At 71.0% G+C, this 14,626-nt stretch carries 10 protein-coding genes; 6 read left to right on the forward strand and 4 right to left on the reverse strand.

Annotated features, from left to right (window positions below):
• Window positions 1-38 precede the first annotated feature (38 nt).
• The gene (locus ACQP0P_RS09435; RefSeq protein WP_433373636.1) at window positions 39-4,484 is read right to left on the reverse strand and encodes an HAD-IC family P-type ATPase; all 4,446 of its coding nucleotides are present in this window, start codon (window positions 4,482-4,484) and stop codon (window positions 39-41) included.
• 81 nt (window positions 4,485-4,565) lie between these two features.
• Here ACQP0P_RS09435 and ACQP0P_RS09440 point away from each other — a divergent pair, with 81 nt between their 5' ends.
• The gene (locus ACQP0P_RS09440) at window positions 4,566-5,507 is read left to right on the forward strand and encodes a hypothetical protein (protein WP_433373639.1); all 942 of its coding nucleotides are present in this window, start codon (window positions 4,566-4,568) and stop codon (window positions 5,505-5,507) included.
• A 538-nt stretch (window positions 5,508-6,045) separates the two neighbouring features.
• Here ACQP0P_RS09440 and ACQP0P_RS09445 read toward each other — a convergent pair.
• Window positions 6,046-7,248, reverse strand: a complete 1,203-nt coding sequence (locus ACQP0P_RS09445; protein ID WP_350920890.1) for an acyl-CoA dehydrogenase family protein — start codon at window positions 7,246-7,248, stop codon at window positions 6,046-6,048.
• Between the two features lie 81 nt (window positions 7,249-7,329).
• Between ACQP0P_RS09445 and ACQP0P_RS09450 the strand changes: the two genes are divergently transcribed.
• From ACQP0P_RS09450 to ACQP0P_RS09465, 4 genes are all read left to right on the forward strand, one after another.
• The gene (locus tag ACQP0P_RS09450) at window positions 7,330-7,974 is read left to right on the forward strand and encodes an HAD family hydrolase (RefSeq protein WP_433373641.1); all 645 of its coding nucleotides are present in this window, start codon (window positions 7,330-7,332) and stop codon (window positions 7,972-7,974) included.
• A 134-nt stretch (window positions 7,975-8,108) separates the two neighbouring features.
• A complete protein-coding gene (locus ACQP0P_RS09455; RefSeq protein ID WP_433373644.1) occupies window positions 8,109-8,615 on the forward strand; it encodes a DUF6912 family protein in 507 nt (168 codons plus the stop codon).
• Between the two features lie 90 nt (window positions 8,616-8,705).
• Window positions 8,706-9,338: an HAD family hydrolase gene (locus ACQP0P_RS09460; RefSeq protein ID WP_433373647.1), complete on the forward strand. Its 633-nt coding sequence runs from the start codon at window positions 8,706-8,708 to the stop codon at window positions 9,336-9,338.
• A gap of 146 nt (window positions 9,339-9,484) precedes the next feature.
• A complete protein-coding gene (locus ACQP0P_RS09465; protein ID WP_433373650.1) occupies window positions 9,485-10,270 on the forward strand; it encodes an HAD family hydrolase in 786 nt (261 codons plus the stop codon).
• A gap of 66 nt (window positions 10,271-10,336) precedes the next feature.
• Here the strand turns inward: ACQP0P_RS09465 and ACQP0P_RS09470 are convergent, their stop codons facing one another.
• Window positions 10,337-10,609 carry a tetratricopeptide repeat protein gene (locus ACQP0P_RS09470; RefSeq protein ID WP_433373653.1) on the reverse strand — a complete coding sequence of 91 codons (273 nt, stop codon included), beginning with the start codon at window positions 10,607-10,609 and terminating at the stop codon, window positions 10,337-10,339.
• A gap of 35 nt (window positions 10,610-10,644) precedes the next feature.
• On the reverse strand, window positions 10,645-12,183 hold the full coding sequence (locus ACQP0P_RS09475) for a penicillin-binding transpeptidase domain-containing protein (RefSeq protein ID WP_433373656.1): 1,539 nt from the start codon (window positions 12,181-12,183) through the stop codon (window positions 10,645-10,647).
• A gap of 228 nt (window positions 12,184-12,411) precedes the next feature.
• Here ACQP0P_RS09475 and ACQP0P_RS09480 point away from each other — a divergent pair, with 228 nt between their 5' ends.
• Window positions 12,412-14,415 (forward strand): acetoacetate--CoA ligase, encoded by a 2,004-nt coding sequence (locus ACQP0P_RS09480; protein ID WP_433373659.1) that lies wholly within the window; start codon window positions 12,412-12,414, stop codon window positions 14,413-14,415.
• The last annotated feature ends 211 nt before the right edge of the window (window positions 14,416-14,626 follow it).

Consider the following 14,626-nt stretch of genomic DNA (forward strand, 5'->3'; position numbering starts at 1 on the left):
AATGCGATAATCCATACCAAACAGGACTAAGTCACCAGCTAGAAGATTACCGTTCGGTGAACGTTCGGTGACACCTGTCGAGTGGATGCCTGGAAGGCGACCCCGGCGGCCGTGGTGGCGGCGGCACTGCCCAGGGCGATGAACCACCCCACCGGCCCGAGGGGGCGGCAGCCGAAGAAGTGGCAGAGCCCGGGAACCGAGACGGTCATGCCCAGAACGCCGAGGGACAGGAGCGAGGCCAGCACCACGGTGCGATCCCGGGTGCCCAGGGCCAGGGTCTGCAGCAACTGCGTCGACACCAACGCGACCAGTCCCATCGTGTCCGCCCGCCCACGCGTGCCGGTCATCCGGCCGATCGCCCAGGCCGCGCCCGCCGCACTCGCCGTGGTGGCGGCCCGCAGGTAGATGTCCCGGGTCAGGGAGGCTCCCAGCGAGGCCTCCGGGCCCTCCTCCAGCAGCTTCTCCGGACTGGTCGCGGTCGGTGGCCGGGAGGCCACCGCCATCGCGGGCAGCATGTCGGTGAGCAGGTTGACCAGCAGCAGCTGCCGGGCGTTCAGCACGTTCCGGCCGCTGATCAGGCTGGATCCGACCGCGAAGACGATCTCGCCGATGTTGCCGCCCAGCAGGATGCTCAGGGCGTCGCGGACCGACCCCCACATGGCCCTGCCCTCGATGATCGCATCGACGATCGTCTCGATGCGGTCGTCGGTCACCACGATGTCGGCCGCGGCCCTGGCCGCCGGGGTCGCGCGGGAGCCGAGGGCGATCCCCACGTCCGCGAGCCGGATCGCGGGGGCGTCGTTGGCGCCGTCCCCGGTGACCGCCACGACCTTGCCGGCCCGGCGCAGGCAGCCGACGATCCTGGCCTTGTGGGCCGGGGTGGTCCTGGCGAAGACCGTCACGTCCGGCAGAGCCTCCAGCAGGGTCTCGTCGTCCATCCCGTCCAGCTCGGGCCCCGTCATGATCTGCCCGCCGTTCAGCACGTTCAGCTCGACGCCGATCGCCTCCGCCGTGCTCGGATGGTCACCCGTGATCATGATGATGCGTACGCCCGCCCGTGTCAGCCGGTCGACGCTTTCGGCCGCCGTGGGCCTCACCGGGTCGGCCAGGCCGAGGAAGCCCAGGAAGCACAGGCCCTGGACGCGGGACTCGTCGAGGTCGCGACGGTCGGAGGCGGCGCGCTCCGCGACCGCGAGCACCCGGTAGCCCTGCCGGGCGAGCTGGTCGAGCTCCTTCTCCAGCTCCGCCTCAAGGGAATCCGTGAGGGGGACCACCTGGCCGTCGCGGAGTACGGACGTGCAGCGGGTGACCACGACCTCCGGAGCGCCCTTGACGCTCAGCAGCGGCCCCGAGTCGCTCGCGCCGAGTACCGCGTGATAGCCGCGCCCGGGCTCGAAGGGAAGCTCGTCGACCCTCTCCCAGCTCCCCCTGCCCTCCCTGGGCACCACGCCCAGCCGCTCGGCCCCGTTCACCACGGCGCGATCGGTGGGGTGCGCGATGGGACGCCCCTCATCGTGCCGCGGGCACGCGCGCAGCCCCGCGGCCACGATGTGCCTCATCTCGGGCGTCAACGCCTCGACGAGACGTTCGTCCTGCCCGTCCGAGACGCACCGCAGGCTGATGCGCCCCTCGGTGAGCGTCCCGGTCTTGTCGAAGCAGAGCACGTTCACCCGGCCGAGGGCCTCGATCGTGGAGGGGTTGGGCACCAGGGTGTTGCGGGTCGACAGCCGCCGGGCGGCGGCGAGTTCCGCGACCGAGGCGACGAAAGGCAGCCCCTCGGGCACGGCGGCGACGGCGAGGCTCACCGCGGGCGCGAGCGCCTCGATCATCGACCTGCCGCGCAGCAGGTCGGCGGCGAGCAGGACGAAGCCGGAGCCGACCGCGACCGGAAGGATCCGGCGGCTCAGCTTCCGCAGTCGCAACTGCACGCCCGAGACGGGTGGCCGCTCCTTGGCGAGCCTGGCGGTCCTGGCAGCCTCGGTCGCCTCGCCCGCCGCGACCACCACGGCCAGCCCGCTACCGGCCGCCACGGTCGTACCCTCGTAGACCATTGAGCTCCGGTCGGCGACGGCGGGCGCGTTGACGGGCGCCGGTGACTTGGTGACGAGCTGGGACTCGCCGGTCAGCGCGGCCTCGTCGATCTCCAGGCCCGTCGCCCTGAGCACCCGGCAGTCGGCCGGCACGGTGTCGCCCGCGCGCAATTCGAGCACATCGCCCGGTACGAGGTCTTCGGCCGTCACGCTCACGCCCTCGTTGGGGCGGCGCAGCCGAACCCGGATCGCGACCGACTCGGTCAGGCGATGCAACGCCCGTTCGGCGGTGAACCGCTGGCCCCCTCCGATGAACGCGTTGGCGAACACCACCGTGGCTATCATCACCGAGTCGGAGACCGAGCCGACCAGGGCCGACAGGCCCGCTCCGGCAGCCAGGACCGGGGTCAGCGGGTTGGCCAGCTCCTCGGCGGACGCGCGGAGCAGCGAGGCGGGACGCTCGGACTCCGCGGATCCCGCCGAGGTCCTGCGCCGGATGGCCTCGGCCTCGGTGATCCCGCTGGGCGAGGAGCCCAGCAGGGACAGGACGTCCTTGGTCGACATCGCGTGCCAGGGGGTCTGGTCCACCCGGACCGGCGGCGTCTCCTGCCCGGCGTGCCAGCCCGCCCACACACCCGCGATGATGGCGGCCATCGCGGTGCAGTCACTTGAGAGCTGAGCCCTGCCCAGTGACCGCGACGGCGGCCCGAGGGCGGTCAGCGCGCCTCCGGCGGTCGCTCCCGTGGCGTCGAGCCATGTGCACCGCTCGCTCGTCTTCCTCGCCGGTGCCAGGCAGCTCAGCAGCAGGTGGATCTCCTCGAGTCCGCCGATCACGTCCGCGTCCCAGGGCACCCGGCCCGAGCGGGACAGCACGCCGATGCCCAGGTCGGCGTGGGCCAGCGCGGTCATGTGGCGTCCCGACACCACGGCGACCCCGTGACCGTCCGCCTGGAGCGCGCGGACCGACCGGGTCAGCCGGGAGGCGTCCAGCTCGAACTCGTCGACGCCGAGCCGCAGACCGAGCCCCAGATCACCTCCCGCCAGCAGCACGGTGCCCGCGGCCTTGGCCGCGGTGACGATCGCGTCGGCCAGCGGGTCCACCTGCGGCGCCATGCCGACCAGGGCCACGGGAACGCCCTGCCTCGCCACGCGGACGGCCCGGAGCCCCCGAGCCTCCCATTCCTCGGCGTCCGCCGCGATGAGCCCGGCCGGGCCCGGCACCGGCTCGGCCGTCCACTCCTCGTGTTCCCGCCGCGCGCCGGGGTCGGCGAGGTCGAGCAGGGCGTAGAGCCGCGCGTGCAGTCCGTCGGCGCCGGCGTCGCCGAGGGGTACGATGCGGTCGATCTCCCAGGAACCCGTGTCGAGCACGTCGGCGTCGAGGATGACCGTGTCGATGCCGTCCATGTGGCGCAGGGCGCGGCTGTTGAGAACGACCGCCCCGCGCCGCGCCAGGGCGCGCCCGATCGCGGAGGCGAAGGATTCGCGGCCCAGCTTCCCGGCGTTGGGGGTCGCCGCGGTGAGCATGGCGATGGTCCGTTCCCGGTTTTTGCCGAGGAGGTACGTCAGCCCGGTGGCGCCCACCGCCACCTGGCTCGCGACGTGCTCGAACCGTCGCACGGGGCTGGTGGACATGGGGGACGGGCGCGGTTTCCTGGCCGCGCGGATGTGGCGGTAGGAGCCCCCCCACGAACCCAGTTCGTGCTCGTGCCTCTCCCAGGCCCGTCGCGTGTCGCGCGTCTCAAGGTAGCGGCCGACGGCGCTGGCCGACTGGACGAGCATCCCCAGCGGACGCAGCGCCAGCGTGTAGGTGACGATGTCCGCCGTCTCGAGCAGGGCGGAGGCGGTCGGAACGCCGAGGTGGCGGTCCAGCTCGGTGCGGACCTTCGGGGTGGACTCGGCCAGGCTCAGCAGGGCGGGAATGATCGGAGTGAGCGGCAGCACGTGCATCACACGCCCGGCGAGCGCCAGGCTCGTTCCGACCAGGCTCCCGCCGAGCCGGATGCCCATGCGCGTGTGGCTCCGCACCGGGTTGGAGATGCGGTGCTCCGCGTATTCGGAGGCGAGGGACACCGGGCCCGGCAGCGACTCGTCGTCAAACTCGGCGTCCTCGTCCACGTCCGGCTCGTTGTCGTCGCCGTCGTCAGCGTTGTCGAACGAATCGACGATCGCCACCAGCTTCTCCAGGTCGACCGAGCCGGGGTCGCACCCCACGAACACGATCCCGAGAGCGCCGTTGACCTCCGCCCGCTCGACCCCCGCCACCTTCAGCAGCGAGTTCTCCAGTCGTCGCGCCGTCCGCCCGCTGCCAGGACCGCCGATCACGTACAGGTCGATACGGAGCCCACCGGGACAGATTCGCCTCCCTCGGGAATGCCTCAGGGCGTTGCGGACCACCTCGGGCATGGCACCCCAGAGAGTTTCCGCGGGAAGCGAGAGCAGACGGGGTACGAACATCCGGATCTCCAGTAGACGAGATGACGAGGCCGATCAGGCCGTGGTTACACGTGGCCCGATCGGCCCCATCACTGTGATCACTTGGAGGTGCTCCTGCGAGTCGAGGTCTTCGGGCGGGCGGCGGACCGGGTGGCCCTGGAGGCGGAGCTCGCGGCACGGGAAACGGACGCCGAGGTTCGCGACGCGGATCTGGTGGCCCGTGACGCGGACCTGGTGGCGCGTGCGGTGGTCTTGGCGGTCCGTGAGGTGGTGCCTGCGGCGCGTGCGGTGGGTTTCGTGGTCCGGGAGCCGGTCCTCGTCCGCGATGTGGTGCCTGCGGCCCGTGATGCGGGCTTGGTGGTGCGCGATGTGGTCTTGGTGGTTCGTGTGGTGGTGCCTGCGGCGCGTGCGGTGGGTTTCGTGGTCCGGGAGCCGGTCCTCGTCCGCGATGTGGTGCCTGCGGCCCGTGATGCGGGTCTGGTGGTTCGCGCGGTGGGTTTGGTGGCGCGTGTGGTGGTGCCTGCGGCCCGTGATGCGGGCTTGGTGGTGCGCGATGTGGTCTTGGTGGTTCGTGTGGTGGTGCCTGCGGCGCGTGCCGCGGGTCTGGTGGTTCGTGCGGCGGGTTTGGTGGCGCGTGTGGTGGGTTTGGTGGCGCGTGTGGTGGTGCCTGCGGCTCGCGTCGCGGGTCTGGTGGCGCGCGCGGCGGGTTTGGTGGCGCGTGCGGTGGGTTTGGTGGCGCGTGTGGTGGTGCCTGCGGCGCGCGCGGTGGTGCCTGCGGCTCGCGTCGCGGGTCTGGTGGTTCGTGCGGCGGGTTTGGTGGCGCGTGTGGTGGTGCCTGCGGCGCGCGCGGTGGTGCCTGCGGCTCGCGTCGCGGGTCTGGTGGCGCGCGCGGCGGGTTTGGTGGCGCGTGCGGTGGTGCCTGCGGCTCGCGTCGCGGGTCTGGTGGCGCGCGCCGCGGGTTTGGCGGTGCCCGCGGCTCGTGCGGTGGGCGCCGGAGTCCGGGGCGCGGAGACCATGGCCCGGCCTTTTCCGCGGGCACGCTGAGCGATCATCGTCCCGACCCCGATGGCGGCCGCCACCGGCCACTCGATCAACCCCACCACAGCCAGGGCGCCGAGCCCTCCGTAGTAGATGATGCGCTCAGGCGGCGGAAGGAAGGACCTGGCGGCGTCGACGGCTTGGCCCGCTTCCTGCCGGCTGACGTGTGGCAGGTGAACATGCGGCGGCCGGAACTGCACCGTCATCATTGGAAGGTTCAACTTCAGTGAGGGGTTGTCCTGCTTCCGGCCTGACGGTGTGTGCGTGGTGGACGCGGCGGGTGTGGTCGGCTTCCGCGCCGTATGGGCGCGTGACCGGCTCGCCTGAGCTACTGCCATGATCCCTCCTCATGGGAACCGAGGGAAGGTGCAAATGGAGCCCGCAGGAGGCCGATCACGCCTTCTACGTGCGGTTATATGGCCTGAGTGCCATGTTCGTAATCTTCCTCGAATTGGAGCCGTGAAACTCGTACCGGCCGTTGAATCGGATATTGGGGGAGGAATCTCCAATCCATCGGACCTTGTGCACCCCGTTCCGGAACGTCCTAGGAGAGGTACGGCTTGAGCTCGCGACGGGCCACGGTGCGAATGTGAACCTCGTCCGGGCCGTCGAATATGCGCATCGCGCGGGCCTGGGCGTACATCGTGGCGAGCGGGACGTCGTCGGCGAGACCCATACCGCCGTGGACCTGGATGGCGCGGTCGATGACCTCACAGGCCATCCTCGGAGCGACGACCTTGATCGCGGAGATCTCCGAGGCGGCCGCCTTCACGCCGACCGTGTCGATCATCCAGGCGGCCTTCAGGGTGAGCAGCCTGGCCTGCTCGATGGCCAGCCGTGATTCGGCGATCTGCTGCTGCACCACGCCCTGCTGGGCCAGCGTCTGGCCGAAGGCCACCCGGTTGGCGGCGCGGGTGCACATCAGCTCCAGGGCGCGCTCGGCCATGCCGATGGCACGCATGCAGTGGTGGATGCGACCGGGGCCGAGACGGGCCTGGGCGATGCGGAAGCCGTCACCCTCCTCCGCGATCAGGTTCGAGGCGGGCACCCGGACGTCCGTGAAGACGATCTCGGAGTGGCCGTGCTGCTCCTGGTAGCCGAAGAGCGGTAGGTGGCGGACGACCTCCACACCCGGCGTGTCCATCGGGACCAGGATCATCGACTGCTGGCGGTGCGGAGGGCCGTCCGGATCGGTCTTGCCCATCACGATCAGGATCTCGCAGCGCGGGTCGGCGACCCCGGTGATGAACCACTTGCGGCCGTTGATCACGTACTCGGAGCCGTCGAGCCGGATGGAGGTGGCGATGTTGGTCGCGTCGCTTGAGGCCACGGCGGGCTCGGTCATCGCGAACGCCGAGCGGATCTCCCCGGAGAGCAGGGGCTTGAGCCACCGGTCCCGCTGCTCGGGCGAGCCGAACATGTGCAGGACCTCCATGTTCCCGGTGTCGGGGGCCGCGCAGTTCAGTGCCTCGGGCGCGAGGTCGATGGAACGGCCGGTGACCTCGGCCAGGGTGGCGTAGTCGAGCACCGACATGTTCGACTCATCGGGCAGAAACAGGTTCCAGAGGCCGCGTGAGCGCGCCTCGGACTTGAGCTCCTCCACCACCGGCGGTAGTTCGTGGTTGTCGTAGCCCCTGGCCTGGCGCCACGCATGGTAGACCGGCTCCGCCGGGTATACGTGAGTTGCCATGAAATCGGTCAGATTGGCGAGGTATTCCTGAGCCTTGTCGCTGAGCGCGAAGTCCATGGCGGCAAGTTTGGCACCACCCTTTCCCCGATCGTTCACCGGCCACACTTAACCTGGAACCCGTTCCACTAAGGAGGACAGATGCTCAAGGGCGTGCTGATCGACTGGGGTGGCGTGCTCACCGTCGGCCTTTCCGAGGCGGTCGCGGAGTGGATCGTCGCCGAGAGACTCGACGCGGACCACTACCGGCAGGTGATGCGCGAGCTCGTCGTCCACGCGTACGAGGGCCTGGAGAACAGCGAGAACGCGATCCACGCTCTGGAGCGGGGGGAGATCTCCGGGTTGGACTTCGAACGCCACCTGGCCGCCCGGCTGGTCACCACGGACGGCGTGCCGCCGGTCGCCGAGGGGCTGCTGGACAGGATGTTCTCCCGCTTCCACCGGGTCGAGCCGATGTACGAGATGCTCCGGGTGGCCCGTGCCGCCGGGCTGCGCACCTGCCTGCTCTCCAACTCCTGGGCGAACGAGTATCCCCGCGAGGGCTGGGACGACGTCTTCGACGAGGTCGTCATCTCGGGAGAGATCGGCATGCGCAAACCCGAGCAGAGGATCTTCGAGCACGCGCTCGGCAGGATCGGCCTGGCCGGTGAGCAGTGCGTGTTCGTCGACGACATCGAGGCCAACATCGAGGCCGCCCGGCGGCTCGGCATCGTCGGCGTGCACCACCGCGACCCCGAGGTGACCATCGCCGAGTTGGAGACCCTGTTGCGGGTCTCGCTGCGCTGACGCCCGTCCGGTCCGGAGCGGATCGGGTCACTCCGCGCGGGCGGTACCACCGCGGGTCGCCGGTACTGGCACACTCGATGCGTGAATCGGCGCCGAACCGGCGCCGATGTCTTAAGAGATAGATCGAGGCATGGATGCGCGTCTACCTGCCGTGTACGCTCCCGGCGCTGGCCCGCGTGGCCACCGTGGGGGAGCTCGGCCCGGCCCCGCTGACCGGCTACGCGGTGACACCCGCGTTGATCGAGTGGTATGTCTCGGGTGACACCGAGGAACTGGAGTACGTCGCACTGACCGAGGCGGCCAGGGATTCCCTGCGGATGCTGGCCGCCGACCGCGCGGACGGGGTGGAGGTCGCCGCGCGGCGGGTGGTCGTCGCCGTCGACGTACCGGAGGGCGACGTGAGTGTGAGCGCCGACCTGGACGAGCGCGCCCGGGTGCGACTCGCCGCGGCGGTCCCGCTGGCGCGGATCGCCGCCGTCCACGTGGACGACCTGTCGGCGGTGAAGGACGTCGAGGCCGCCGTCGCGGCGCTGCCCGCGGCCGACCGGGGCGACGACGACGCCAGGTTCACCGTGGACGGCGTCGAGGCCAACGAACTCCTCTGGTACGCCACCCAGGAGATTCCCGACCTGACCGGCTGATCCCCTCTCGCGCCCGGAGTCCGGAGAGCGGGCCGACCACCCTGTCGGGGCGCCGCTCCAGCGAGGGTTTTCGCTATCCTGGGAGGCGATATGAGACACATCGTTTGGGATTGGAACGGCACGCTCTTCCACGACATCGACGCCGTCGTGGGTGCGACGAACGCGGTGTTCGAGCCGTACGGGCTGGACTCCTACGACGCGGACCGCTTCCGTGCCGTCTACACGCGCCCGATCTGGGCCGCCTACGAGCGCATGCTCGGCCGTGCCCTCCACGAGGGCGAGTGGGAGATGCTCGATCTTGGCTTCCACGACAACTACCACCGGCTGATGCTGGAGTGCGGGCTGGCCGACGACGCGCTCTCCACCCTGGAAAACTGGGGGAACACCGGAGGCAGGCAGTCGCTGCTGTCCATGTGGGCGCATGACCGGCTGGTTCCCAAGATCGCGGAGTTCGGCATCGACCACCACTTCACCCGGATCGACGGTCTGCGCAGCGCCTCCGGCGGGCACAAGGCCGAGTCGATGGTGGCCCACCTGGCCGCGCTCGGCATCGACCCGGCCGACGTCCTCGTGATCGGCGACAGCCTGGACGACGCGCACGCCGCCCAGCACGTCGGCGCGCGCGCGGTCCTCTACACCGGCGGCATGACCAGTCGCGCCGACCTGATGTCCTGCGGCGTCCCGGTCGTCGACACCCTCGCGAACGCCCTCGACCACGCCTAGGCTCTGCCCCTCGGGCCTGCGGAGGCCGCCGTGTCCGAAAAACGGTCGCGGGCCGGACAGGGGTTTCCCGGTCGGCATGGTGGAGGGGGCACCACCACAGGGCAATCCCACCAAAAACGAAGTTTTCGGCATCGGAGGCGGTCGCCATGCGCCTCGGGCCGTACCCTGGGCATCCGCACCCATTCCGGGAGGCTCCGATCAACCGCCTCGTTCTCTGGAACATCGACCTCACCCTGGTCGACGTGTCCATCGTCACCCGCGAGGCATACGCGGAGGCCTTCCGCGCTGTCACCGGCAGGCCCCTGGTCAAGCTGACCCAGCCCAACGGGCGCCCGGACTCTGAGATCGTCTTCGAGATGCTCGCCATCAACGGGATCGTCGCCGGGGACGACCACCTCCCCAGGTTCCTCGACGCGCTGGCCGAATTCTTCGGAGCCAGGCGCAGGCGCCTGGCCAAGGACGGCCGGATGATGCCCGGGGCCCGCGACGCGCTGAAGGCGGTGGCGAGGCTCGACGGCGTGGTCCAGTCGGTGCTCACCGGCACGATCAAGAGCAACGCCGTGCACAAACTGACCGCGTTCGGCCTCGACAAGTACGTCGACTTCGAGATCGGCGGCTATGGCGAGGAGGTCTATCCCAAGGCCACCCTCCTGCAGGTCGCGCAGGGCCGGGCCAAGCAGAAGTACGGGGCGACCTTCGACGGGAGCAACACCGTGCTGATCGGCGACTCGGCCAGGGACGTCCAGGCCGCCAGGATCGCCGGGGCCGCGATGATCGGCGTCGCCTCCGGGCGCTCCCTGGCGGCCGAGCTGCACGAGGCCGGGGCGGACGCGGTCCTGCCCGACCTCGCCAACCCCTCCGAGGTGGTGGCCGCCGTCGCCGGCCTCACCTCCCCGGCCCGCCGCGCCGGTCACTACCCCGCCGGCCGCTGATTCCTGTCCGGCGGGCGGGCCGGGTGAACTCGACGGCTTCTCGTACTCGGGTCAGCCGCCTCGGGCTCACCGGCCGATCAGGCGTCGCCACCTCGGCAAGAAGGAGCGGACATTGTCAATACTCTCCCGTGCCGCCCGCGTGTTCGGATGGTCGGCGCCCAGCGTCCGCTCGTGGTCGGCCACGGATCGCTCGTACAGGGCGATGGCCTCTCGCGTCCGTCCCGCCGAGTCGTGGGTGCAGGCGAGGTTGTGGCGGCTGGTGAGGGTGTCGGGGTGGTCGGTGCCCAGTACGCGTTCCTGCTCGGTGAGGACCTGCCCGCCGGGCACCGATGACGCCAAATGGTGATCAACCGCCGGCGGTCCGCCGGTGCAGGTCATCGCTGCGGGAGGCCGGTCAGGAAGCGGCTCGCGATGGGGGCGGCCACCGTGGAGCCGGCGCCGCCACCCTCCACCACGATGGAGAACGCCAGGTCTCCCCGGTAGCCGATGAACCAGGCGTGCGACGGCGGTTCCTTGCCCGAGCCGAACTCCGCGGTCCCGGTCTTGCCCGCCGTGCCGGAGGGGAAGGGGACCGCGCTCGCGGTGCCCTCCACCACCACCGCGGGCATCAGCGTGCGCAGTGCCCGCAGGATCTCGGGTTCCAGCTTCCGCGGCCCGGCCTCGGGCAGCAGGGAGGCCGCCACCAGGCGGGGTGGGCGCCAGGAGCCGTCGGCGATCGCCGCGGCGACCGTGGCCATGTTGAGCGGGCTCGCCAGCACCCGGCCCTGGCCGATCGAGGCCGACGCGAGGTCGGTGTCGTCCTTGGGCGCGGGGAACTCGGCCCGTACCGCGGGCACGCCGGGCCGGACGGGGGCGCCGAACCCGAAGCTCCCGGCGACGGCGGCGAGCCGCCGCCCGCCGAGCCGGTCCACGGTGAGCGCGCCGAACGTGGTGTTGCACGAGTGCGCGAACGCCGTGCGCAACGGGAGCGTGCCGTAGTCCTTGAACCCGGCGTTGTGGAAGGCGAAGCCGCCGATGTTCTGCTCGGCCGGGCAGCTCACCCGCTCGTCCGCGGTCATGCCGTCGGCGACCAGGGCCGAGGTGGTGATCACTTTGAAGGTCGAGCCCGGCGGGTAGTGGCCCAGCAGCGCCCGGTTGAACCCGCCGGGCTTGTTGACCACGGCGAGGATCTCCCCGGTCGAGGGCCGGAGCGCGACCAGCGAGGCGGGCCTGTTCACCGCTTCCAGTGCCGAGGCGGCGGCGCGGTGGACGTCCAGGTCGATGGTGGTGCGCAGTTCCCGGCCGGCCTTGGCGGCGGCGGTGGCGAGCGTGGCGACCTTCTCGGTGCCCCTCACCAGGTCGATCCGCGCGGACGAGGTGCCGGTGAGGCGGGAGGCGTACGTCTGGGTGAGTCCCTCGACGAGTTGCTGCACCGAGCCTGGCGTGGCGGGGGTGTCGATCCGGGTGCCGTCGGCGGCGAGGATCGGCGCCTGCTCGGCCTTGACCAGCATGGTCTTGATCCGCAGGCCCGTTCCGAGCCTGGGGTGGACCGCGGCCGGGCTCCACTTCACCCGCCAGGTGCGCTCGTGCTCGACCAGTCTCAGTGACCCCTCGTAGGCCCAGTTCACGGGCCCCTCCAGCGTCGCGCGGAACCCGACGGTGGCGGGCTCGCCGTCCCGAGCGTCTCCCAGGACGCTGAAGGCGGTCCCCGTCAGCTTCAGGTCGGTACGGAAACGCCGGTACCAGCGCTCGAAGTCGTCCGGCGGCCTGACGGTCAGCGCACGCATCGCCGGGTAGTCCTGCCGGCTCCACGCGGTCAGGAACCTCTCCGCGGTCTCCTCGGGCGAGCCCTCGGTGTGCAGTGCCCACACAGTGCCCGCGCTCGCGGCTGCCAGCACCAGCGCGGTCGCGGTGGCCAGGTGTCTCAGCCTCATGGCAGTCGTCGCCCTTCGTCGTCGGGGACAGAGAAGACCAGAGAGTTGTCCCTTATGTCCAATATTTGGGACAGGGTGAGACCTATAGCCCGATGGATATCGGTGCTGGTGGTGACCTGTTTTCCGAGGGCGGCGGCGAGGGCGTGTGTGGCCGGTCCACACGGTGTGCCGGGGCGATATGTGAACCCCGGGGATGACATTCGGTTGGGGCGCCGAGAGGATAGGGCCATGGTTGAGGAAGGTGCGCTGCTCTGGGAGCCCTCCCCGGAGGTTGTGAGGAACGCGAAGGTCACCCGCTACGCGGAGTGGCTGGGCCGGGCCGGTGACTACGAGTCCCTGTGGCAGTGGTCGGTCGACGCCCCGGCCGAGTTCTGGACGTCGATCTGGGACTACTTCGAGGTCGTGGGGGAGCGCGGTGACGGGCCGGTCCTGTCGGGGGAGATGCCCGGCACGGATTGGTTCGCCGGGTCGACGGTGAACTACGCGGCCAACGCGCTGCGCGGGGCCGCCTCCGACCCCGGGCGGCTCGCGCTGGTCGCCCGCGACGAGGTGGGCGGGCGGCGGACGTTCACCAGGGGCGAGCTGGCCGAGGAGGTGGCACGGGTCCGCGCGGGTCTGGCGGCGCTGGGTGTCGGGCGGGGCGACCGGGTCGCGGCCTACGTACCGAACGTCCCCGAGGCGCTGATCGCCTTCCTGGCGACCGCCTCCCTGGGAGCCGTCTGGTCCTCCTGCTCGCCCGACTTCGGGGCGTCCAGCGTGATCGACCGTTTCACCCAGATCGAGCCGAAGGTGCTCGTCGCGGTCGACGGCTACGACTACAACGGCAGGAGCTTCGACCGAAGCGCGGTCGTCGACGACATCGCGGTCAGGCTGCCGACGCTGGTGGCGCGGGTCCGGATCTCGGCCGAGGACGTGCGGGGCACGCGGAGCACGCCGGGCGCGGACATCCCCGGCGGCCCCGGCGCGGCGGACGCTCCGGGGTCCGGGGCCGGGGCCCGTACGGTGAGCTGGGCGGAGCTGCGCTCCGTCGCGGGGCCGCTCGACTTCGAGCCGGTGCCGTTCGGGCACCCGCTCTGGATCGTCTACTCCTCGGGCACCACCGGGCTGCCCAAGCCGATCGTGCACGGCCACGGCGGTGTGGTGCTCGAACACCTCAAGGCGATCTCCTTCCACCAGGACCTGGGCGAGGACGACGTCTTCTTCTGGTACACCACCACCGGCTGGATGATGTGGAACTACCTCGTCGGCGGACTGCTGGTCGGCTCGACCGTGGTGCTCTACGACGGGGCGGCGACCTACCCCCAGACCGACGCGCTCTGGCGGCTGGCCGCCGAGGAGGGGGTCACCTACTTCGGTACGGGCGCTCCGTACGTGATCGCGTCCATGAAGGCCGGCCTCAAGCCGTCGGGCCTCGACCGGCTGCGGGGGCTCGGTTCCACCGGCTCGCCGCTGCCGCCCGAGGGGTTCGGCTGGGTGCACGACGCGCTGCCGGGCGTGCAGCTCGGTTCGTTCTCCGGGGGCACCGACGTGTGCACCGGCTTCGTCGGCGCGGTCCCGCTGCTCCCGGTCCGGGCGGGCGTGATCCCCTGCCGCTGCCTGGGGGCGAGGGTGGAGTCCTTCGATCCGTCGGGCAGGCCGGTGATCGACGAGGTCGGCGAGCTGGTGGTGACCCTGCCGATGCCGTCGATGCCGGTGATGTTCTGGAACGACCCGGACGGGTCGCGCTACCGCGACAGTTACTTCTCCGAGTACCCCGGGGTCTGGCGGCACGGTGACTGGATCAAGATCCTTCCTGACGGTGGCTCGGTGATCTACGGCCGCTCCGACTCGACACTGAACCGGGGCGGGGTGCGGATGGGCACCAGCGAGTTCTACCGTGTGGTGGAAGGTTTCGAGGAGATCGCCGACAGCCTGGTGATCGACACCGGCCAGCTCGGGCAGGAGGGCCGCCTGCTGCTGTACGTCACCATGGTCGAGGGGGAGACGCTGCAGGACGGCCTGGTCATGCGCCTGCGCCGGGAGCTCAGGGAGAGGCTCTCCCCGCGCCATGTGCCGAACGAGATCATCGAGGTCCCCGGCATCCCCCGCACCCTCAGCGGCAAGAAGCTGGAGATCCCGATCCGCAAGATCCTGCTCGGCGTTCCCCCGGAGAAGGCCGCCAATCTCGACGCCATGGCCAACCCCGAGGTCCTCTCCCACTTCGTCCCGGAGGCCGGCACCGTGCGGCGCTGACCGCCCCGCCCCGCCACGTCACCGGGCACGGTCTCCTCGGGCACGGTCTCCTCGGGCACGGGCCCGGGGACCGGCCTTCCCCGGGCACCGCCCGAACCAAGGAGGCCGCCGAGACGCGCCCCGCGGGACGTGGTGGGGTGGTCCCGGGCTCCGGGGACATTCCTCCCGGGAATCGGGGGCATCGGCTCAGGCGGCTTGGGACGGGGGCCGG

Source organism: Streptosporangium sp. CA-115845 (assembly GCF_050943795.1).
Classification (GTDB): domain Bacteria; phylum Actinomycetota; class Actinomycetes; order Streptosporangiales; family Streptosporangiaceae; genus Streptosporangium.

Bases quoted from the DNA above. Each gene is read 5' to 3' on its own strand.
- ACQP0P_RS09435 (WP_433373636.1), bottom strand. From the start codon at position 4,484: ATGTTCGTACCCCGTCTGCTCTCGCTTCCCGCGGAAACTCTCTGGGGT.
- ACQP0P_RS09445 (WP_350920890.1), bottom strand. From the start codon at position 7,248: ATGGACTTCGCGCTCAGCGACAAGGCTCAGGAATACCTCGCCAATCTG.
- ACQP0P_RS09450 (WP_433373641.1), top strand. From the start codon at position 7,330: ATGCTCAAGGGCGTGCTGATCGACTGGGGTGGCGTGCTCACCGTCGGC.
- ACQP0P_RS09455 (WP_433373644.1), top strand. From the start codon at position 8,109: ATGCGCGTCTACCTGCCGTGTACGCTCCCGGCGCTGGCCCGCGTGGCC.
- ACQP0P_RS09460 (WP_433373647.1), top strand. From the start codon at position 8,706: ATGAGACACATCGTTTGGGATTGGAACGGCACGCTCTTCCACGACATC.
- ACQP0P_RS09465 (WP_433373650.1), top strand. From the start codon at position 9,485: ATGCGCCTCGGGCCGTACCCTGGGCATCCGCACCCATTCCGGGAGGCT.
- ACQP0P_RS09475 (WP_433373656.1), bottom strand. From the start codon at position 12,183: ATGAGGCTGAGACACCTGGCCACCGCGACCGCGCTGGTGCTGGCAGCC.
- ACQP0P_RS09480 (WP_433373659.1), top strand. From the start codon at position 12,412: ATGGTTGAGGAAGGTGCGCTGCTCTGGGAGCCCTCCCCGGAGGTTGTG.